This window comes from Knoellia flava TL1 (assembly GCF_000768675.1).
GTDB classification, from domain to species: Bacteria; Actinomycetota; Actinomycetes; order Actinomycetales; family Dermatophilaceae; genus Knoellia; species Knoellia flava.
Map to the genome: position 1 here is coordinate 47,416 of NZ_AVPI01000020.1, position 20,978 is coordinate 68,393.

Consider the following 20,978-nt stretch of genomic DNA (forward strand, 5'->3'; position numbering starts at 1 on the left):
AGGTCAGACGGGTCACGGCGACACATCCGGTCGGGTCGTCGGGGTCCGTCCGTCGACGCCGCTACGTAGGGTGGGGACCGTCCGGAATCCCGCCCGAGAGAGGTCCAGTCATGCCCGACACGCCCACACTCGCCGTCCACCACGAGGACACCGGCGGTGACGGACGGCCGGTCGTCCTCATCCACGGCTGGCCGCTGTCCGGCGCCTCGTGGAAGGACACCGTCCCCGCGCTCACCGCTGCCGGCCTGCGCGTCATCACCTACGACCGACGCGGCTTCGGCCAGTCCGCACCCGACGCCGGCGGCCGCTACGACTACGACTCGCTCACCTCCGACCTCGCCGACCTCATCGAGCGGCTCGACCTGCGCGACGTCTCGCTCGTCGGGTTCTCGATGGGCGGTGGCGAGGTGGCGCGCTACGTCGGCACGCACGGCGAGGACCGCGTGCACAGCCTCGTCTTCGCCGGCGCGATCCCGCCGTGGCTGCTCAAGAGCGACGAGAACCCCGACGGCGGGCTTCCCCGCGAGGAGGCCGAGAAGATGCAGGAGGGCCTGCGCGCCGACCGCGAGGGCTTCCTCGACGAGTTCACGACGAACTTCTTCAGTGCCGACGGGGACCTCAAGGTCACGCAGGAGCAGCGCGAGGAGGCCAAGTCGCTCGCCGCCCAGGCGGACCTCGACGCCGCCGTCGCGTGCATCGCGTCGTGGCTCGAGGACTTCACCGGCGACCTCGCCAAGGTCACGGTGCCCACCCTCGTCATCCACGGCGACTCCGACGCCATCGTGCCGCTCGAGGTCTCCGGCCAGCGGACCCACGAGCAGGTCAGTGGGAGTGAGCTCGTCGTCCTCGAGAAGGGTCCGCACGGCATCAACGTCAGCCACCGCGACGAGTTCAACGAGGCCCTGGTCTCCTTCCTCACCACGTGAACGCGGCCGGTCGCGGCGTCGAGCCGCTCCAGTCCAGGGACGAGCTCGTCGCCGCGACCGCAGACCACCCTTTCGCCCGGTTCGACCTGTCCCGCACCGTCGTCGACCCGGGGCTGCGTGTCACGGGCACCGCCACCGTGGCCTGGGCCCAGCACTGGGCCGACGGTCGGCTCGGGGTCGTCGTGCTCGGCGACCCCGACGACGTGGCCGTGCTCGCAGCCGCCGACATCACCCGCGAGTGGGTGGAGCGGCTCGCCCCCGACCACGTCACCGCCCCCGTCGACGCCTACGAACCGCTGAGGGATGCCCTCGGCCTGCGTGGCGGCAACGCGTGGGACCGCATGTGGACGACGACTCCGCCACCGGCCGTCGCGGCCGAGGGCGAGGTCGTCCCCCAGGACGGCGACGACGACGAGCTCACCGACTTCGTGCGCGCGCACAACCCGCACCCGCACGCCCTCCCCGGCCAGAGCTCCCACCAGCGCTGGGTCGTCGTGCGCGACGCAGGCCGCCTCGTCGCCTGCGGCTGCACCGAACCCGGCAACGCCGTCGTGCCGCTCATCGGCGGCATCGTCGTCGACACGACGCAGCGGGGACGTGGGCTGGGAGCCGCCGTGACGGCATACCTCACGAGGGACGGCATCGAGCGGACCGGCGCGTGCACGCTCGGGGTCTTCGCCGACAACGCTCACGCGCGCGGTCTCTACGAGCGGCTCGGATACGCCGTCGGGCTGCGGGCGCGCACCGGCTTCCGGGTCAGGTCTGGGAGCCGCGGACCTTCTCGAGGCGGGCGGTGAGGGACTCGACGCGGTGCGCGTTGCCGTGGAGGTTGATGTAGCGCGGCCCGAAGACGGCGAGCAGCACGTCGTCGAGGCGGCGCACGGCACCGGCGGGATAGCGGTAGTCCATCCGCTCGTTGATGCCCTGCGCGTCGACCGTGCCGAGGAGCCCGCCGAGCTCGTCGAGCGAGGTGATGCCGAGCTCGAGCAGCAGCCCGGAGATCCACGAGTAGTGGTCGGTGCGCGACCACCCGGCGTCGCTGAAGTGCGCGGTGAGGAAGGCGGCGAGGTCGGCGCCGCCGATCCGCGGGTCGTCGTCGAGGCTGCCCGTGTCGAGCAGGCTGCCCGCCTGGAGGCGGTCGCTGATCGCGGTGAACTCGCGGTCGGCGAGCTCGAGCAGGCCTGCGGCGAGGGTGAACCGGCGGTCGAGGTCGCTCACGTCGGCCGCGGGCACGGAGCCCTTGTAGCGGACGTCGTGCTCGAACTCGGCCCACGCGTGCTGGAGGATCGTGCGCACCTGCACCGATGCGGAGCGGCCCTTGAGGTGTGCGTATGCCGGGTCTCTCGCCTCGTCGTCGAGCGTCACGAGGAGGTGCCGGCTCGAATAGCCGAAGCGGCCCTGCTGGGCGGTCTCACGGCCGAGGTCGCGGTCGTCGAGGACGCTGAACTCGCCGGCGAGGAGGTCGGCCACCGCGGCGACGTCGCGCTGGAGGTAGGTGACGACGCGCACGCCGACCTGGTCGGTGATCTCGGTGAGCGGGTCGGCGTAGGCCGGCCGGTCGTCGACCATCCGCGACGCCTTGCCGGCGAAGGAGGCGACGCTCTTGGCGCGACCCGTGACGCTGACGTAGTTGATGCCGGCGTCGTCGAGGAGCGCGGTGACCATGACGACGAACTGGTCGGCCACCTGGCGCAGCTCGGGCTGGAGCTGCGCGTAGCGCTGGACCGCGTCGTGCACCGACGCAGGCTGCTCGGTCACGGGGCCCACCCGAGGGCGGCGCGCAGGCCTGCGACCCCGGAGGCGGGGTCGTGGTGCACCGCGCGGATGCCGAGGTCGCGCGCGGTCTCGACGTTGGCGAGGTTGTCGTCGACGAACCCGACGGTGCCGGCGTCGGCGAGCGCGATGCCGAGGCCGTCGAGCACCCGCTCGAAGTAGGCCGGCTCCGGCTTCATCGCACCGAGGTCGCACGAGTAGAACGACCGTGAGAAGACGTCGTCGTAGCCGAAGGTGCGGCGCAGGAAGGCCTTGCGTTGGTCCTGCTGGTTCGTCGCGAGGACGCACGTCACGCCGGAAGCGGCGACCTCGCGCACGAGCTCGACCGCGGCCGGGTCGCCGTCGACCTGCTCCCAGAGACCGAGCAGGTCGTCGAGCGTCGCGGTGACCTCGGGTCGCTCGTCCAGCAGCCGCGCCAGCGACTCCCGGAACGGCTCCTCACCGCGCAGGGCGGGGATCTCGGCGGCGAAGAGCGCCTCGGCGAAGCCGGGGCCGCCCCACTCCTCCAGCCGCGGCCGCCACTCGTGGCGGGGGTGCTGGAGCACGCCGTCGGCGTCCCAGAGCAGGACGCCGACGGGGCGCGCGGAGTCCAGCGGCCGCGCCTGCACGGAGAGGTCGGCCGCCGAGGACATCAGGCCTTCTCGCCCGGCGCCTCGGGCTTGGCGTCGACGCCCGCCTCCTTGCGCTGCTCCGGCGTGATCGGCGCCGGTGCGGCGGTGAGCGGGTCGTAGCCCCCGCCCGACTTCGGGAAGGCGATGACGTCGCGGATCGACTCGGTGCCCGCGAGGAGCGAGACGATGCGGTCCCAGCCGAAGGCGATGCCGCCGTGCGGCGGGGCACCGAAGGCGAAGGCGTCGAGGAGGAAGCCGAACTTCTCCTGCGCCTCCTCGTCGGACAGGCCCATGACCTTGAAGACCCGCTCCTGCACGTCGCGGCGGTGGATACGGATCGACCCACCGCCGATCTCGTTGCCGTTGCAGACCATGTCGTAGGCGTAGGCGAGCGCGGGGCCCGGGTCGGTGTCGAAGGTGTCGAGGAACTCGGCCTTGGGCGAGGTGAACGCGTGGTGGACAGCGGTCCACGCTCCCCCGCCGACGGCGACGTCACCGGCGGCGACGGCCTCGGAGGCCGGCTCGAAGAGCGGCGCGTCGAGCACCCAGAGGAAGCTCCACGCGTCCTCGTCGATGAGCTCGCAACGACGGCCGATCTCGAGGCGTGCGGCGCCGAGGAGCGCGCGCGAGGACTTGGTCGGGCCAGCGGCGAAGAAGACGCAGTCGCCCGGCTTCGCGCCGACGTGGGCGGCGAGGCCGGCCTTCTCCTCGTCGGAGAGGTTCTTGGCGACCGGGCCGCCGAGCTCGCCGTCCTCCTGGACGAGGACGTAGGCGAGGCCCTTGGCGCCGCGGCTCTTGGCCCAGTCCTGCCACGCGTCGAGCTGCTTGCGCGGCTGGCTCGCGCCGCCGGGCATGACGACGGCGCCGACGTACTCCGCCTGGAAGACCCGGAACGGGGTGTCCTTGAAATAGTCGGTGCACTCGACGAGCTCGTTGCCGAAGCGGAGGTCGGGCTTGTCCGAACCGAAGCGCTTCATGGCGTCGGCGTAGGTCATCTGCTCGAACGGGGTCGGCAGGTCGACGCCGATGAGCTTCCACACCTCCTTGACGATCGCCTCACCGAGCTCGAGGACGTCCTCCTGCTCGACGAAGCTCATCTCGATGTCGAGCTGGGTGAACTCCGGCTGGCGGTCGGCGCGGAAGTCCTCGTCGCGGTAGCAGCGCGCGATCTGGTAGTAGCGCTCCATGCCGGCGACCATGAGCAGCTGCTTGAAGAGCTGCGGGCTCTGCGGCAGGGCGTACCACGAGCCCGGCGCGAGGCGTGCCGGCACGAGGAAGTCGCGCGCGCCCTCGGGCGTGGACCTGGTGAGGGTGGGCGTCTCGATCTCGACGAAGTCGCGCTCGCCGAGCACCGTGCGGGCAGCGGCGTTGACGCGCGAGCGCAGCCGGATCGCGGCACCGGCCGACGACGCACCCGGGCGGCGCAGGTCGAGGTAGCGGTGCTTGAGACGGGCTTCCTCGCCGACCGTGACGCGCTCGTCGATCTGGAACGGCAGCGGGGCGCTCGGCGCGAGCACCTCGATCGCGGAGGCGACGACCTCGATCTCGCCGGTGGGCAGGTCGGGGTTGACGTTGGCCTCGGTGCGCGCGACGACCTCGCCCGTCACCTTGATGCAGAACTCGGCACGCAGGTCGTGCGCAGCCCCCGTGAGGACCTCGTCACGCGCGACGACCTGGACGACGCCGCTCGCGTCCCGCAGGTCGATGAACGCCACCCCACCGTGATCCCGACGCTTGGCCACCCAACCGGTGAGCGTGACGGTCGAGCTGGTGGAGTCGGCGCGCAGGGTGCCGGCCTCGTGGGTGCGGAGCACGGGGAGGTCCTTCGGGACGGGGGTGGATGAACGCCCGTCATCCTACGGAGTCGCACCCCACGCGCACGAACCGGATTGTCGACGGACGAGGGCCGCACCACGACTGTGGTGCGGCCCTCGTGGCACCGCACGAGCGCGGTCGCCGTCCGGCTCAGTCCGGGATGATGAACTTCTGGCCCGGGAAGATGAGGTCCGGGTTCTCGATGTTGTTGACCTTGGCGATCTTCTTCCAGCTCACGCCGTACTTCTCACCGATCTCGGAGAGGGTGTCGCCCTTCTTGACGGTGTGCGTGCGCTGCGCCTTGGGTGCAGGCGCCTTCTTGGGCGCCGGAGCAGGTGCCTTCGGTGCCGGGGCAGGAGCCTTCGGGGCCGGCGCCTTCGGCGCGGGAGCGGGCGCCGGAGTCCCGGCTCGCTCGGCGGCCTCCTTGGCCGCCTTGTCGTACTCCGCCTTCTTCTTCGCAGCCTCGGCCGCGGCCTCGTCGGCCTCCTTCTTGGCCTTCTCGGCCCGCTCGCCGCTCTCCTTGCGGGCCTTCTCGGCGGCTTCGTCAGCCTTCTTCTTGGCCTCTTCGGACTGCTTCTTGGCTGCGTCGACGGCGTCGTTGTCGTCATCGAAGCCGAGACCCTTCTTGAGGTCGTCCAGGAAACCCATGTGGCTGGTCCTTCCGCGTCGATCGAGCCCCGCGACGTCGGTGTCGGGAGCCTCCCGGGCTCTCGCCCTCGGGACGTTCGCGACGCTACCGAAGGTGGACGCGCCCGGACGGCGCAGCGACCGGGCAATGCCCAGCGGCGGTCAGTCGCCCGAGCGCACCGCGTCGAGGTAGAACCACCGTCCGGCTCGTCGGGTGAAGCGGCTCCGCTCCCGGACCGCTCCCCGCTGGCGCACCGCGCCCTCGCCGGACGTCCAGTGCGCGGCGAACTCGACGATGCCCTCGTCGTCGTTGCCGCCGGCCTCGAGGACGTCGAGCCCGGTCCAGGTCAGCGAGGGGTCGACCTCCACCTCCGCGGGACGGGTCGTCGGGTGCCACGTGCGGAAGAGGTGGTCCTCGTCGCGGACCACGTATGCCGTGTAGCGCGACCGCATGACGGCCTCCGGGGTGGGTGGCCAGGACTCCCCCGCGAGGTAGGGCCCGCAGCACGCCGACAGCGGTACGCCCTCCGGCACCCCGCCGCAGGGACAGGGCCCGCTGGCGCCGGGGATCACGCCTCGACCGCGCTGCCGGAACCCTGCGCGCCGGGGCGCTGCGGCCACGGCGCGTCGTGCGGGCGCAGGCCCTGCCACCCGCGCTCCCGGGCCACGTGCGCGGCGAGGAGGCTGCCGACGAGGATGCCGTTCTGGAGGCGGCCGGCGAGCACCGCGGTGACGACGTCGTCGAGCGCGACCCAGGCGACCGGCATACCGTGCTCCTCGGCCTCGCGGACGTGGCGGTCGTCGTCGGCGACCGGCTGCACGTCACGCGCGAGAAAGACGCGGATCGCCTCGTCGAGGCCACCGGGTGAGGGGTGCAGGTCGACGAGCAGGTCCCACCGGCCCGCGGTGAGGTCGGCCTCCTCGTGGAGCTCACGGGCGGCCGCCTCCCACGCCGGCTCCCCCTCGACGTCGAGGAGCCCGGCCGGGATCTCCCAGTCGCGCGTGCGGATCGGGTGGCGGTACTGCTGCACGAGGCACACCCGGTCCTCGTCGTCGAGCGCGACGACGGCCACGGCGCCGGGGTGCCGGACGTACTCGCGCACGTGCGTCCCGGCGTCGCCGAGGTCGACCTCGTCCCGGACGACGTCCCAGACCCGCCCCTCCATGACGACCTCGGTGTGCCGGACCGGCTGCGGGTCGTGCTCGTCGTGGGGCGGCTGCGAGGTCACGGTGCGTCGGCCTCCACCGGCACCTTCGGACGCTCGACCTCGACGAGGCGTGCGGCACGCTGCTCCTCGATCGCGGCGCCGATGAGACCGGCGAAGAGCGGGTGGGCGCGCGTCGGTCGCGACTTGAACTCGGGGTGCGCCTGCGTCGCGACGTAGTAGGGGTGGTCCTCACGCGCGAGCTCGACGAACTCGACGAGGCCGAGCTCGGGGTGCGTGCCGGAGATGACGAGACCGGCCGACTCGAGCTGCTCGCGGTAGGACTCGTTGACCTCGTAGCGGTGGCGGTGGCGCTCGTCGGCGCTCGTCGCGCCGTAGACCTCGGCGACGACGGACCCCTCACGCAGGTCGGCGCGCTGCGAGCCGAGCCGCATCGTGCCGCCGAGGTCGCCGGCGCCCTCGACGAACGCCTTCTGCTCCTCCATCGTCGCGACGACGGGGGCCGGGGTCTCGGGGTCGAACTCGGTCGAGCTGGCCCCCTCGATGCCGGCGACGTTGCGCGCGAACTCGATGACCATGCACTGGAGCCCGAGGCAGATGCCGAGGGTGGGGACGCGGTGCTCGCGGGCCCAGGTGAGGGCGCCGAGCTTGCCCTCGATGCCGCGGACGCCGAAGCCACCGGGCACGAGAACGGCGTCGACTCCACCGAGCGACTTCTGTGCTCCTGAGGGCGTCTGGCACTCGTCGCTGGCGACCCACCGGATGCGCACCTTGGCGTCGTGGTGGAACCCGCCCGCGCGCAGCGCCTCGGTGACCGAGAGGTAGGCGTCGGGCAGGTCGATGTACTTGCCGACGAGGGCGACCTCGACCTCGTGCTCGGGGCGGTGCACCCGGCCGAGGAGGCGGTCCCAGTCGGTCCAGTCGACATCGCGGAAGATGAGCGAGAGCCGGCGGATGACGTAGGCGTCGAGGCCCTCGCGGTGCAGGACCTTGGGGATGTCGTAGATGCTCGGGGCGTCGACGGCGGCCGCCACACCCTCGGTGTCGACGTCGCACATGAGCGAGATCTTGCGCTTGATCGGCTCGGGGATCTCCCGATCGGCCCTCAGGACAAGGGCATCGGGCTGGATGCCGACCTGGCGGAGCGCGGCGACGGAGTGCTGCGTCGGCTTGGTCTTGAGCTCACCGCTCGGCGCGAGGTAGGGCACGAGCGAGACGTGGAGGAAGAAGACGTTGTCACGGCCGAGGTCGTGGCGCACCTGACGGGCCGCCTCGAGGAAGGGGAGGCTCTCGATGTCGCCGACCGTGCCGCCGATCTCGGTGATGATGACGTCCGGTGCCTCGCGGTCGTTGACGCCGGGGGCGCCGGCGGCCTGGGCCCGCATGCGCTCCTTGATCTCGTTGGTGATGTGCGGGATGACCTGCACGGTGTCACCGAGGTACTCGCCGCGGCGCTCCTTGGCGATGACCTGGCTGTAGACCTGACCGGTCGTGACGTTGGCGCTGCCGACGAGGTTGCGGTCGAGGAAGCGCTCGTAGTGCCCGACGTCGAGGTCGGTCTCGGCACCGTCGTCGGTGACGAAGACCTCGCCGTGCTGGAACGGGTTCATCGTCCCGGGGTCGACGTTGAGGTAGGGGTCGAGCTTCTGCATCGTCACGCGCAGACCGCGTGCCCTGAGCAGGAATCCGAGGCTCGATGCCGTGAGGCCCTTGCCGAGCGATGAGGCGACGCCTCCGGTCACGAAGATCTGTTTCGTCTGAGCCACCACGGGCTTCAACAATACGTCATCGCGCCGGTGCCGCTCACCACGACTCTCCGGCGCGGCGCCCCTCGGCGTCGTTCAGGCCAGGACGGACCGGTATGCCGTGAGCGCGGCCTCGAGCGCGTCGGCACTCGTCGGGAGCTCACCACCTCGGGCGATGGACCGCGAGCGCAGGTCGTCACGGACGGCTCCGTGGAGCAGGACGTCGGTGAGCGCCCGGGCCATCGAGGCCACGTCGCCGACGGGCACGAGGATGGCCGCGTCCCCGACGACGGCGCCGGTGCCCCCCGCGTCGGTCGCGACGATGGCCGCACCGGCGTGGAGCGCCTCCTGGAGGCCCACGGGCTGCCCCTCCCACCGGGCCGTCGAGACGACAGCGTCGGCGGCGGCGATGAGGTCGGCGACGTCGCTGCGCTGGCCGAGCAGGCGGACCGGGACACCGGACGAGTCGATGCGCGCCTGGAGGCGTTCGCGGTCCGGGCCGTCGCCGGCGACGACGGCGACGACGTCGATGTCGTGCCGCTGGAGCATCTCTCCCACCGCGTCGACGAGGAGGTCGAGGTCCTTCTGCGGGGCGAGCCTCGCGACCGTGACGAGGAGGAGCGTGCGGGGCTCGATGCCGAGGTCGTGGCGGACGGCCCAGCGGTCACGCGTCACGGTCGGCGGAGGCGGGGCGGCGATGACGGCGAGCTCGGCCCGGGACGCACCGAGGCGACGCTGGGTCTCGACGATGTCGGCGGACACCCCGAGGACGAGGTCCGCTCCCCCGGCGACGACCCGCTCGAGGACGGCGTGGACACGACCGGCGAGACCGCCGCCGGGTGACGCGTTGTGAAGGGTGACGACGAGCGGCACGTCCTGGCCGACGAGGGCGAGGGTCGCGAGCGCACCCACCCGCGCGCCGTGGGCGTGGACGACGTCGGCGCCGCGGCAGACCGAGCGGAGCGCCGAGACCGCCTGCGCGTCGCGGACCGGGTGGGGGCGGTCGGAGACACCGAGCGCGACGGTCGCAGCGCCGGTCCCGGCGTAGTCGAACCGGTCGAGCTCGCCCGGGGGCGCGAGGACGACGACGTCGTGCCCGCCGCCGACGAGGCCGGAGACGACGTCGTGGACGTGGCGACCCGTGCCGCCGGCGCTCGTCCCCATGACCAGAGCGACCCTCACTGCTCCTGCTCCTCTCCTTGGCGGCGACGACGACGTCGGCCCCGCTCGACGAGCTGGCGGAAGCCGGCCCGGTCGGCGAGCGACATGACGACGAGGTGGACGCCCATCGTGGCAGCACCGATGACGAGACCCGCGACGAGGGAGCCGAGGAGGCCCGAGCCGTCGAGGGCGCGCGCGACGGTGTCGCCGACGGCGATCGCCACCGCAGCGGCCACGACCGCGGCACCCACGGTGCGGCCGGTGCCGGCAAGGGCCTCGGACCCCCACGCGCGACGGACGAGGAGGGCGAGCGCGAGCGCCGAGCCGGTCATACCGAGCGTCGAGGAGATGCCGAGGAGCCCGAGAGTCGTGCCGGCGTCCGACCCGTTCGGGATCCACACGAGCGGCAGGAGGCCGGCGACGAGCCAGCCGACAGCGACTGCGCCGGCGGCGTGCATCGGCTCCCCTCGCACGTAGAGCGCGCGGGTGAGCAGCGCCGCGATGCTGAAGCCGACGAGGCCGGGGGCATAGGCCGCGAGCCCTCCGGGCAGCGCGACGAGGGCGTCACGACCGGCCCCGGTCGCACCCCGGTCCCAGGCGAGGAAGAACTCGCCGACCGAGCGCGACACCGCGATGAGGGTGGCGGCCGCGCCCGAGGTGAGAAGCACGATCCCGCGCAGGCTGCGCGAGAGCGTGGTGGCGGCGGCCGGCGCGGCGTCGTCGGAGCTCGCCCCCTCGGCGTGGGCGAGCGCCGGGAAGGCGGCGGTGGCCACGGGGACCGCGAGGACGGCATACGGGAGGAGGTAGATCGCCTGGATGATCGCGTAGACGTTGACGACGCCACTGTCGAGGGTGCGCGGTGCGTGCGTGAGCCAGAGCGTGAGGGCGACGGCAGCCTGCTGCGCGGCGAGGGCGACCACGCCCGCACCGGCGAGTGACGTCGCGCGCCGACCGAGGCCGCCGGGGAAGGAGAGCGTGGGTCTCAGCCGCGTCCCCGTGCGCAGCGCCGGGACGAGCAGCGGCAGGCTGAGGACGACGACGCCGAGGGTCGTGCCGCCGGCGAGGACCCAGACCGCGTCGTTCTCGACGGCGTCGGCGCCGACCGGGGTCGGGACGAGGCTGCCGTAGGCGACGTAGGCCACGATGACGACCAGGCTGGAGAAGAGGGGCGCGAGCGCCGCTGCGAGGAAGCGCCGGTGGGCCTGCAGCACGCCGGCGAGGACGACGCCGATGCCGTAGAGCGCGACCTGCGGCGCGAAGATCCGCAGCATCGTCGTGCCCAGCGTGACGCTGCCCGGTCGTGTCGTGTCGTCGAGCAGGAGGTCGCTGAGCCACGGCGCGGCGAGGAAGACGATCGCCGACAGGGGCACGAGGACGACGACGGCCCAGGTGAGCAGGGCAGAGGCGCTGCGGTCGGCGTCCTCGCGCGCACCCGCGCCGAGACGGCCCGCGACGAGCGGCACGGCGATGGCGGCGAGCGCGCCTCCGGCGGCCACCTCGTAGACGACGTTGGGCAGGGTGTTGACGGTCTGGTAGGCGTCGCCGACCGGGGTCGCGCCGACGCTGCCGGAGAAGACCATCGTGCGGGCGAAACCGGCGATGCGGGCAAGGAGGGTGGCGACGGCGACGACGAGCGCCGCCCTGGCCACGGACTGCCCGACCGACCTGGGGCTCACGCGCGACCCCAGCGGTCGAGCCGGCGCAGGACCGGGGTGTCGTCGATGACCTTGCTGAAGGACACCCGCTCGGAGAGCACGGTGAGTCCGGCGGTCACGGCGAGGGCGACGAGGCGCCCACGGAGCCCGGTGCGTTCGACGAGGGCAAGGCCGACCATGGCACCGGCGGCGTTGGCGCCGGTGTCGCCGAGCATCGACCTGCCGCGCAGGTCGTCGGGGAGGGTGCCGGCGGCGGCCCCCACGGCCGCCGCGGCCGTGGCCGCTCCCCCGGCACCGGGCGGCAGGAGTGCGGGCACGCCGGCGAGCACGGTGACCTTGAGCGCCCGCCCCGGGCGGAGGTCGAGGAGGTTCGCGAGGTTGGCGGCGCCCGCGACGGCCGCGCCGCCCACGAGGGTCGCGAGGACACCACGACCCCGGCCCCGGTCCGCGAGGGCGGTGGCGACGAGGCCGGTCGCGCCGATGCCGACGATCTTCACCGCCCCGGTCGTCACCTCGCCGCGGGCGAGGGCACCGAGATGGCCCTTGAGCCCCTTGCTGTCCGAGCTGCCGGCGAGGTCGTCGAGGGCGCCGAACGCCGCCGAGCCGAGGGCCGCGACGACACCGGGCGCTGCCGGGGCACCCCCGGCGAGGTTTCCCGCGGCTGCCGCGACGGCATACACGGGTCCCTCGAGGAGGGTGACGCTCGCCCCGGCGTGGTTGGTCCGCTCCCACGGCCCACGGGTCTCGGCGGGCAGCGCGCGGCGCGCCACGGAGAGCCCGCCCGCCGCCGCCGCCGCGACGAGGGCGGCGACGAGGGTCCGACGGCTCACGGCGCCGGGACCGGCGGGTAGGCGGCGGAGACACCGTCGCCGAGGCCGTACTGGCCGACGCCTCCGTCGTTCTGCTGGACGAGGGCGTAGGCGACGCTCACCTGGCCCAGAGCGAGGCTCACGTCGTCGACGGTGGAGAGGTTGCGGGACGTCCCGGCGTCCCCACGCGCCGCGCGCACGACCGAGGAGGCCCCGGCGAACCCGGTGACACCGACGTCGGAGGCGAGAACGGCTCCCTTGCCGGCTCCGTCGAGGGCGAGGGCGAGTCCGGCGAGGCGGTTCGCGGCGCGGTCCCGCTCCGCCACGACATCACCCTTGACGAGCCCTCCGACGACGACGGCGTTGCTCGCCCGGCGCAGGTCGGCGGTGTCGAGGTCGACGAGGTTCGCGGCGACGAGGGCGTCGAGCGCGGCCTTGCCCGCGTCCGTCACGGTGCCGGTCTCGGCGGCGACGAGGGAGGCGGCGAGGACGTCGTCGAGGGGCGCGGTGTCGGCGGCGCCGGCGGCGGGGAGTCCGAGCGAGCGGCGGAGCTCGGACGCGAGCTCGGACTGCGAGGCGGAGGCATCGTCGTCGGCCGGCACCCACGACTCGTCGACGGTCGTGCGCGAGACCACCGTGGCGCCCGCAGCGCCGAGGGTGCCGACGACCCCCTCGACGTGGTCCGCGTCGGCACCGGGCAGGACGACGAGCGCCACAGTGGCGCCGCTGAGCGTGCCGCCGACGAGTCGGGCGCGGGCGTCGGTCGTCATCTCGTCGCGGGCGACACCCGCCTTGCGGGCGGCGTCGAGCTCGGCCCGCAGGGCGGTGCGGTCCTCGCGCAGCTGGGTCACCTCCTGGGTCAGGGTGTCGCCGATCGTGCCCTTGAGCGGGCCCGCACCGAGAACGATCCCCACGGCGAGGGCCATGAAGATCGAGACGATCGAGACGAGGTGGTAGCGGAAGTCGATCACGTGACAATTCCTCCGAGAGCGGACCAGAGGTCGTCGAGGCGGGCGCCGAGGACCTGGAGCACGACCTTGCCGCCGGGCGTCGCCCAGAGCGCGGCGGTGAGGGCGCTCAACCCGACGAGGACCATGGCGACGAGCCACCAGCCCGAGATGCGGGAACGATAGAGACGGGACACGCCCTTGGCGTCGACCAGCTTGCCGCCGACCCGCAGACGGGTGAGGAAGGTGCTCGCCATGCCGGCTCGGCCCTTGTCGAGGAACTCGACGAGCGTGGCGTGGGTGCCGACCGCGACGATGAGCGTCGCGCCCTTGTCGTCGGCGAGCAGCATCGCGACGTCCTCACTCGTGCCGGTCGCCGGGAATACGACCGGCTCGACGCCGAGCTCGCGCACGCGGTCGAGACCGGGAGCGCGACCGTCGCGGTAGGCGTGGACGACGACCTCGGCGCCGCAGCGCAGGGTGGCGTCCGAGACCGAGTCCATGTCGCCGACGATGAGGTCGGGCTTGTGGCGGGCCTCGACGATGGCGTCGGCTCCCCCGTCGACGCCGATGAGGATGGGCTTGTACTCGCGGATGTAGGACCGCAGCATCTGCAGGTCCTCCTTGTAGTGGTAGCCGCGCACGACGATGAGGACGTGCCGGCCCTCGAGGTCGGTCTCGATGTCGGGCACGCCGACCCCGTCGAGGAGCAGCGCACGCTCCTGCTTGAGGTACTCCATCGTGTTGGCGGCGAAGGCCTCGAGCTGGGTGTTGAGACCCGCTCGGGCGTCGCTCATCGAGTCGGTGACGATCGCGGCGTCGAGGGCCGTGCCCGTCGCGACGACCGCGTCGCCGGCGAGCAGCTCGTCGCCCTCGACCCGGACCATCGTGCCCTCGTCGAGGGTCATGACGTCCTCGCCGACCGCGTCGAGGAGCGGGATGCCGGCGGCGAGGAGGATCTCGGGGCCGAGGTTCGGGTAGCGGCCCGAGATCGACTGCGCGGCGTTGACGACGGCGCTCGGGCGGCAGGCGACGAGGGCCTCGGCGCTCACCTTGTCGATGTCGACGTGGTTGATGATGGCGACGTCGCCCGGCCGGAGCCGCTTGGTCAGGTCCTTGGTGCGCGGGTCGACGCGCGCGGGCCCGCCGACGCCGGCGGGTCCGGGGTCGCGAGGTCGTCGAAGGCGGGTCGTGAAGGGCATCCCGCCCATCCTCCCACGCTCACCCGCGCGTCCCGTGCACCGCTGGGGCGGCCGGGCGTGCTCAGGCGGTGCTCCTCGTGACGTCCCCGAGGAGGTCGCGGGCGTGCTCGAGCGCCGCCTCGCTCTCGCTGCCTGCCATCATCCTGGCCAGCTCGCTCACGCGCTCGTCGCCGTCGACCCGCCGCACGCCGCTGCGGGTGACCTTGCCGTCGTCGGCCTTGGAGACGACGAGGTGGTTGTCGGCGTGGGCCGCGACCTGCGCCAGGTGGGTGACGACGATGACCTGGGCGCTGGCCGCGAGGGCCGCGAGCCGGGCCCCGACGTCGAGGGCCGCGCGTCCGCCGACGCCGGCGTCGACCTCGTCGAAGACGAACGTCGGGACGGCTCGGCTCCGGTCGGCCTGGGCCGTCGCCACCTCGATGGCGAGCATGACGCGCGACAGCTCACCACCTGAGGCGACCTTGCTCACGCTGCGCGGGGTGCTGCCGACGTTGGCGGCGAGACCGATCTCGACGTCGTCGGCGCCGTGCGGGCCGAGCCGTCCGGACTGCTCGACCCCGACGACGACGGTCGCCGAACCCATAGCGAGGTGGCGCAGCTCCTCGCCGATCCGCTTCGACAGGGCCTTGGACGCCTTCCGGCGTGCGGCGGTGAGGGCGGCGGCGGCCTCGACGCGCTCGGACTCGAGGCGGGCCACGGTCTCCTCGAGGGTCGTGATGCGGTCGTCGTCGCCCTCGAGCTCGAGGACCCGGCGCGCCGCGGCCTCGCCCCAGGCGAGCACCTCGTCGACGGTGTCGCCGTAGCTGCGGGTGAGGTCGGACAGCGCGGCCCGGCGCTCCTGCACCCAGGCGAGCCGACCGGGGTCGAGGTCGACGTCGGCGACGTAGGCGGACAGGTCGGAGGCGAGGTCGGTGACGAGGTGCGAGACCTCGACGAGCCGGCGCTCGAGGTCGGCGAGGGCGGGATCGTTGTCGCTCACCTGCGACAGTGCGGCCCGGGCCTCGGCCAGCTGGCCCATGACTCCCGCGTTTCCTCCACCGAGGGCGTCGTCGTCGCCGGCGAGGAGGACCTGGGCGCGCGACGAGCCCGAGCGCAGCTCCTCGGCGTGGGCGAGCCGCTCGTCCTCGGTGCGCAGGCTCACGTCCTCGCCGTGCTGGGGCTCGAGGGCCTCGATCCGCTCGAGGCCGCGGTGGAGCAGGTCGAGCTCCTGCGCGCGCTCGCGCGCAGCCGCACGCAGGGACTCGAGCTCGGTCACGGCAGCCGCGTGGGCGGCATACACCTCGTCGTATGCCGTCCGCACCCGTCCCAGCCCCGGTCCACCGAAGGCGTCGAGCAGCTCCCGGTGCTCCTCGGGGCGTCGCAGCCGCCACTGGTCGGCCTGTCCGTGGACGGCGACGAGGTGCTCGCCGAGCTCGCCGAGGACGCCGACGGGTGCGCTGCGCCCGCCAACGTAGGCGCGCGAGCGCCCCTCCCCGCTCACCGAGCGCACGAGGACGAGGCTGTCGTCGACGTCACCGCCGGCCTCGACGGCACGCACCGTGGCCGGGTGGTCGGCGGGCACCTCGAAGACGCCCTCGATGACGGCGCGGTCCGAGCCCTCGCGCACGAGGCCGGAGTCGGAGCGAGCGCCGAGCAGCAGTCCCAGGCTCGTGACGACCATCGTCTTGCCGGCACCGGTCTCGCCCGTGAGCACGGTGAGGCCCGGCCCGAACTCGATGAGCGACTCGTCGATGATGCCGAGGTCCTTGATCCTGATCTCCTGCAGCACGGCTCGCGTCAGCCTGCCTCGGGGTCGGACGCGTTGGCGCGGCGGGCGGCGCCGCGCCAGCCGTGCACCGAGAGGTCGAACTTCTCGACGAGCCGGTCGGTGAAGGGGGAGGCCGCGAACCGCGCGAGCCGAACCGGGTCGCCGCTGCGGTGGACCTGGATGCGGGAGCCCGGTGGCAGGTCGACGGCACGGCGGCCGTCGCACCAGACGACACCGGAGCCCTGCGTGCCGGGGACGACCTCGACGGCGAGCTGGCTCTCGGGACCGACGACGAGCGGGCGGGCGAAGAGGGCGTGCGCGCTGATGGGGGCGAGCAGCAGCGCCTCGACGTCCGGCCAGACCACGGGTCCGCCGGCCGAGAACGCGTATGCCGTGGACCCGGTCGGCGTGGCCATGACCACGCCGTCGCACCCCCACGTCGAGAGAGGCCGGCCGTCGATCTCGACGGTGAGCTCGATCATCCGCTCACGCGAGGCCTTCTCGACGGTCACCTCGTTGAGGGCCCAGCTCTCGAAGACGGTCTCGCCGTCGTGGAAGGCGATGACCTCGAGTGTCATGCGCTCCTCGACGGCATAGCTCCGCTCGACGATGCGCTCGACGGTGACGTCGAGGTCATCGCGCTCGACCTCGGCGAGGAAGCCGACGTGCCCGAAGTTCACGCCGAGGAGGGGGACGCCGGAGCCCCGGGACAGCTCGGCCGCCCGCAGGATCGACCCGTCACCGCCGAGGATGCAGACAAGCTCGCAGCCCGCGGTCGGGTTCGCGGGGTCGGCCGCGACGAGGTCGGGCTGTCCCTCGAGCGGGGTGCCGCGCAGCTCGTCACCGAGGACGGCCACTGAGACGCCGGCGGCGGTGAGCCTCTTGACGACACCCAGCGCGTGGTCGTGGACCTCGGGGCGCGAGGGGTGGACGACGAGCAGGATCCGGCGTGGCTGGCTCATGGTCGTCCTCCCGTGGTCAGGCCCCGAACGGCAGCGGTCAGTGCGTCGGGGTCCATCGTGCCCGAGACCCCCGACCGCGCCCACAGGAGGTACTCGGTGTTGCCCTCTCCCCCGCTGATCGGGCTGCGCTCGAGCCCATTGACGCCGAGACCCGCAGCCGATGCGGCGCCGAGGACGTCGGTGAGGGCCTGGCGGCGGCGACGGGGATCGGTGACGACGCCGTTCTTGTTGAGCCCGCCCCGGCCCACCTCGAACTGCGGCTTGACGAGCAGCACGACGTCGGCGCCCTCGCGGGCCAGTGCTGCGACGGGTGCGAGCACGAGGGTGAGCGAGATGAAGGACAGGTCGCCCACGACGAGGTCGAAGGTGCCGAGGTCGTCGGGCCCGACGTCCCGGATGGACATGCCGCTGCGGTCGGTGACGCGCGGGTCGTCGCGAATCTCGGCGACGAGCTGCCCGTGCCCGACGTCGAGGGCGACGACCGACTCCGCCCCGTGGGCGAGCATCACCTGCGTGAAGCCTCCCGTCGAGGCGCCGACGTCGAGGCACGTCCGGCCCTCGGCCGCGAGACCACGGTGGCCCCAAGTGACGAAGGCGTGCTCGAGCTTGTGGGCCGCCCGCCCGACCCACCGGGGCCGGTCGGGCGACACGGTCAGCGGCGTCGACTCCTGGGCGGGTGTCGCGGGCTTGCGCGCCACCCGCCCGTCGACGAGCACGAGCCCGCCCTCGATGAGCTCGCGGGCCTCCCCGCGCGATCGGGCCAGCCCACGACGGACGAGCTCGGCGTCGAGCCGAGCGATCTCAGCCCCCGAGGTCGCTCAGGCGACCCTGGAGGGTGCGCTGCACCTGCTCGCCGCGTTCGACCTGGGCGTCGAGGTCGTCCTCGGGAGCCTCGGCGAGGTCGCGGAGGGCGGCGTCGATGACGAGGTCACCGGTTTCCGGTGCCGGCGCTCCCTGGGTGGGCGCCTCGGCCCCGTCGGCGGAGCCGGTGTCGTCGGTCTCGCCGGCGGGCTCGGGCTCGTCGGAGCCGGGCTGGACGTCGTGGTCGCTCACGAGCCTCCTGCCGTCGAGGAGGACGAGGGCGAGGAGCTCTTCTTCGCGGTGGACTTCTTGGCCGTCGACTTCTTGGCCGTGGACTTCTTCGCGGTGGACTTCGCGGCCGTCGGGGTCGACGAGCCGGCGGACGTCGAGGGTGTGCTCTTGCTGGCGGCGCTCTTCGTCGAGGACGACTTCCTGGCCGCCGTCTTCGTGGCGGTCGACGGCGCTGCCGCCTTGGCGGTCGACGTCTTCGCCGTCGACTTCTTCGCCGTCGACTTCTTCGCCGTCGACTTCTTCGCCGGCGACTTCGTGGCCGCGGACGCACCCGACGCCGAACCGTTGGACGAGGCGGACGAGCCCGACGACTTCTTCGCGGCGGACTTCTTGAGGGTCGAGCGTGCCGGACGTCGGCTCGGCGATGGCGTGGGCGCTGGCACGACGGCCTCGGGCAGCGTGTCACCCACCGAGTCGGCGACCTGCGCCACGCCGGTCGCCGCGCTGGACGCGGCCGACGAGGAACGCCCGGCGAGCGAGCCTGCGAGGTCCTCGACCTGGCTGCGCAGCGACTGCACGGTGTCGGCCACGGAGGCGAGCTCCTGCTGGAGGGTGGAGACGTCGAGCCGGCCGACGGCCCGGTCCACCTCGGCGCGCACGAGGGCGACGAGGTTCTTGCGGTTGGTGTTCGCCGCGTCGATGAGGTCGTCCGCGAGCCGGCTGGCCTGCTTCGTGACCTTCTTCGCCGACAGGTCGCTGTTGGTGAGGGCGACGAGCTCGGCGGCGGCGTCCTTGGCCGCGCTCCGCGTCATCTCGCCGAGTCCGGAGGCGAGCTCGACGTATCCCTTGATCGACCGCTGGGCCATGGGGTTCCTCCTCGTGTGGGGGTGGTTCGGGCTCACGCTACTCGTCAGTGTCCTCGCGGAGCGGTCTCTTCCCCGGTGAGGTCGGACAGCACCGCCGGCAGCTCTCGGTCGTGGTCACCGCCGGAGGCCTCGTCGCGGGCCGCCCACTCGTCTCGCAGTGCGTCGCGCGCAGGCTCGAGCGACTCGACGTCGTCGAGGAGTGCGCGCAGGTCGCGGGCGACCCACGTCGGTCGCTCCTCGGGCGGAGCGGCGAGGGCGTCCTCGACGCCGTGCACACCGGTGAGGACGAGCAGCGAGTCCATGCCCGCGTGGTGCGCGCCCTCGATGTCGGTCTCGAGGCGGTCACCGATCGCGAGGACGCGCGACGGCTCGACGCCGAGGCGTTCGGCGCACATGAGGTAGAGCGGCTCGTCGGGCTTGCCGGCCACGAGGTCGGGCCCGCGGCCCACCGCGGCGCCCACCGCGAGGACGAGCGCACCGTTGCCCGGGGCGTACCCCGAGGCCGTCGGCAGCGTGTGGTCCGTGTTCGTCGCCAGCCACAGCGCTCCCCGCTGCACGGCATACGCGGCCTGGGCGAGGTCGTCCGCGGTGACGCCCTGTCCGTATCCCTGGACGACGGCGACCGGGTCGTCCGCCGCGGACGACACCGGGACGTAGCCGCGCTCGCGCAACGCCTCGGCGACTCCGGGACCTCCCACGGCGAGGACGGCTGCACCCCGGGCGACGTGCTTGGTCAGCAGCCAGGCCGCGGCCTGGCTGCTCGTGGCGACGGCCGAGTCCTCGACGTCGAGACCCAAGCGGCGCAGGTGCTCCCCCACCGCAGCGGGTGGCCGGGACGCGTTGTTGGTCGCGTACTGCACCGGTATGCCGGCCGCGGACAATGCCTCCACGGCGTGCGGCACGGCGGGGTCACCCCGGTAGACGACCCCGTCGAGGTCGCAGACGATGGCGTCGTAGCGGTCGACGAGCCTCACTCGTCGCCGCCCTCGTCCTCCTCGTCGGCGCCGTCGAGCAGGTCGGTCATGCTCACGCCGTCGAGCTCCTCGAGGCGCTCCACCGCGTCGGTCTCGTACTCGGTGTCCGCCTCGGCAGCCCGCTCGAACCACTCCCGGGCCTCGGCCGTGCGACCGAGCCCGAGCAGGGTGTCGGCGTAGGCGTAGGCGAGGCGGGGCTGGTTCGACTTCTTGAGCTGAGGGATCTGGAGCGCGACGAGCGCAGCGTCCACCTGACCGAGGTCGCGACGGATGCCCGAGACGACGATCGCGAGCTCGACCTTCTCCTGCGCCGGCAGCCGCTTGGCCTCCGGGGACTGGGCGAGGTCGAGAGCCCGCTCGTGACGACCCAGCCCTCGCTCGCAGTCGACCATGAGCGGGAGGAGGTGGTCCGAGCCGCTGATCCGGCGAACCGTGCGGAACTCACCCAAGGCACGCGCGAAGTCACCGGTGCGGTAGGCGACCATCCCGAGAGCCTCGCGAGCGGCCGGGACACGGCCGGCGCGGCGGACCGCGGTCTCGGCGTGCGCCATCGCGGCCTCGACCTCGTCGGCCTCCAGCAGCGCCGCGACCATGACAAGGTGCTGCGCGACGCCCTCGGCGTTCTCCTTGCTCAGGGTGCGCAGCTGCTGGTGGACGGAGCGGTCGAGCTCCTTGCCGGTGACACCGTCGGGGATCCGGGGCTCCGGGAGCCGAGGACTCTTGGGCGCGAGGCGTGAACCGCCGCGCTGCTCTCGGTCCCGGTCGGCGCCACCGCGGGTGGGCCGGCCGCCGTCACGCGCGGGCCGACCACCATCGCGACGGTCGTCACGTCGATCGGAGCGCCCGCCGCCGCGCGAGCCACGGTCGTCACGTGCGCCGAACTCACGGCGGTCGTCACGACCCGCTCCATCACGGCCTCCGCCTTCGCGGCGGTCGTCGCGGCCACCGTCGCGACGCGGG

Annotated in this window: 21 protein-coding genes; 2 read left to right on the forward strand and 19 right to left on the reverse strand. The window is 73.2% G+C overall.

The genetic code is table 11. The features are described from left to right. Nucleotides 1-110: 110 nt before the first annotated feature. The gene (locus N798_RS08530; protein ID WP_035947759.1) at nt 111-926 is read left to right on the forward strand and encodes an alpha/beta fold hydrolase; all 816 of its coding nucleotides are present in this window, start codon (nt 111-113) and stop codon (nt 924-926) included. Further along, the gene (locus N798_RS17320; RefSeq protein ID WP_052117073.1) at nt 923-1,723 is read left to right on the forward strand and encodes a GNAT family N-acetyltransferase; all 801 of its coding nucleotides are present in this window, start codon (nt 923-925) and stop codon (nt 1,721-1,723) included. Before N798_RS08530 ends, N798_RS17320 begins: the two co-directional genes overlap by 4 nt. On the opposite strand, the gene N798_RS08540 is transcribed toward N798_RS17320, so the two are convergent. From N798_RS08540 to N798_RS08630, 19 genes are all read right to left on the reverse strand, one after another. Further along, nucleotides 1,683-2,684, reverse strand: a complete 1,002-nt coding sequence (locus N798_RS08540; protein ID WP_035947791.1) for a GTP pyrophosphokinase — start codon at nt 2,682-2,684, stop codon at nt 1,683-1,685. The genes N798_RS17320 and N798_RS08540 overlap by 41 nt on opposite strands. Further along, nucleotides 2,681-3,331 carry an HAD family hydrolase gene (locus tag N798_RS08545; protein WP_052117075.1) on the reverse strand — a complete coding sequence of 217 codons (651 nt, stop codon included), beginning with the start codon at nt 3,329-3,331 and terminating at the stop codon, nt 2,681-2,683. The genes N798_RS08540 and N798_RS08545 overlap by 4 nt, the downstream gene beginning before the upstream one ends. After that, nucleotides 3,331-5,124, reverse strand: a complete 1,794-nt coding sequence (gene aspS, locus N798_RS08550; protein ID WP_035947761.1) for an aspartate--tRNA ligase — start codon at nt 5,122-5,124, stop codon at nt 3,331-3,333. Before aspS ends, N798_RS08545 begins: the two co-directional genes overlap by 1 nt. A 151-nt stretch (nt 5,125-5,275) precedes the next feature. Then, complete coding sequence (locus N798_RS17325) at nt 5,276-5,773, reverse strand: LysM peptidoglycan-binding domain-containing protein (RefSeq protein ID WP_052117076.1); 498 nt, start codon at nt 5,771-5,773, stop codon at nt 5,276-5,278. Nucleotides 5,774-5,914: 141 nt separating this feature from the next. Beyond that, nucleotides 5,915-6,325, reverse strand: coding sequence for a YchJ family protein (locus N798_RS08560; protein ID WP_035947762.1), 411 nt, complete (start codon nt 6,323-6,325; stop codon nt 5,915-5,917). Further along, nucleotides 6,322-6,981 (reverse strand): NUDIX domain-containing protein, encoded by a 660-nt coding sequence (locus N798_RS08565; protein WP_035947763.1) that lies wholly within the window; start codon nt 6,979-6,981, stop codon nt 6,322-6,324. Before N798_RS08565 ends, N798_RS08560 begins: the two co-directional genes overlap by 4 nt. Then, nucleotides 6,978-8,684, reverse strand: coding sequence for a CTP synthase (locus N798_RS08570; RefSeq protein ID WP_035947764.1), 1,707 nt, complete (start codon nt 8,682-8,684; stop codon nt 6,978-6,980). Before N798_RS08570 ends, N798_RS08565 begins: the two co-directional genes overlap by 4 nt. 75 nt (nt 8,685-8,759) lie before the next feature. Then, complete coding sequence (locus N798_RS08575; RefSeq protein ID WP_198030728.1) at nt 8,760-9,845, reverse strand: glycosyltransferase family 4 protein; 1,086 nt, start codon at nt 9,843-9,845, stop codon at nt 8,760-8,762. Beyond that, nucleotides 9,842-11,500, reverse strand: a complete 1,659-nt coding sequence (murJ, locus tag N798_RS08580; protein WP_035947767.1) for a murein biosynthesis integral membrane protein MurJ — start codon at nt 11,498-11,500, stop codon at nt 9,842-9,844. The genes N798_RS08575 and murJ overlap by 4 nt, the downstream gene beginning before the upstream one ends. Then, a complete protein-coding gene (locus N798_RS08585; RefSeq protein ID WP_035947768.1) occupies nt 11,497-12,309 on the reverse strand; it encodes a hypothetical protein in 813 nt (270 codons plus the stop codon). Before N798_RS08585 ends, murJ begins: the two co-directional genes overlap by 4 nt. Then, entirely contained in the window at nt 12,306-13,259 is a 954-nt protein-coding gene (locus tag N798_RS17330; RefSeq protein ID WP_052117078.1) for a copper transporter, read from the reverse strand. Before N798_RS17330 ends, N798_RS08585 begins: the two co-directional genes overlap by 4 nt. Then, on the reverse strand, nt 13,256-14,437 hold the full coding sequence (gene steA / locus N798_RS08595; RefSeq protein WP_035947769.1) for a putative cytokinetic ring protein SteA: 1,182 nt from the start codon (nt 14,435-14,437) through the stop codon (nt 13,256-13,258). The genes N798_RS17330 and steA overlap by 4 nt, the downstream gene beginning before the upstream one ends. Before the next feature lie 61 nt (nt 14,438-14,498). Then, nucleotides 14,499-16,205: a DNA repair protein RecN gene (recN, locus tag N798_RS08600; protein ID WP_035947770.1), complete on the reverse strand. Its 1,707-nt coding sequence runs from the start codon at nt 16,203-16,205 to the stop codon at nt 14,499-14,501. Nucleotides 16,206-16,213: 8 nt separating this feature from the next. Then, nucleotides 16,214-17,146, reverse strand: coding sequence for an NAD kinase (locus tag N798_RS08605; RefSeq protein WP_035947771.1), 933 nt, complete (start codon nt 17,144-17,146; stop codon nt 16,214-16,216). After that, on the reverse strand, nt 17,143-17,946 hold the full coding sequence (locus N798_RS08610) for a TlyA family RNA methyltransferase (RefSeq protein WP_035947772.1): 804 nt from the start codon (nt 17,944-17,946) through the stop codon (nt 17,143-17,145). Before N798_RS08610 ends, N798_RS08605 begins: the two co-directional genes overlap by 4 nt. Before the next feature lies 1 nt (nt 17,947). Continuing rightward, a complete protein-coding gene (locus N798_RS08615; protein ID WP_035947773.1) occupies nt 17,948-18,199 on the reverse strand; it encodes a hypothetical protein in 252 nt (83 codons plus the stop codon). Further along, entirely contained in the window at nt 18,196-19,044 is an 849-nt protein-coding gene (locus tag N798_RS17335; RefSeq protein ID WP_052117079.1) for a hypothetical protein, read from the reverse strand. Before N798_RS17335 ends, N798_RS08615 begins: the two co-directional genes overlap by 4 nt. Before the next feature lie 44 nt (nt 19,045-19,088). After that, nucleotides 19,089-20,018, reverse strand: coding sequence for an HAD-IIA family hydrolase (locus N798_RS08625; protein ID WP_035947775.1), 930 nt, complete (start codon nt 20,016-20,018; stop codon nt 19,089-19,091). Beyond that, a partial coding sequence (locus N798_RS08630) for a tetratricopeptide repeat protein (RefSeq protein ID WP_415751857.1) occupies nt 20,015-20,978 on the reverse strand: 964 nt, incomplete at its 5' end. The genes N798_RS08630 and N798_RS08625, both read right to left, overlap by 4 nt.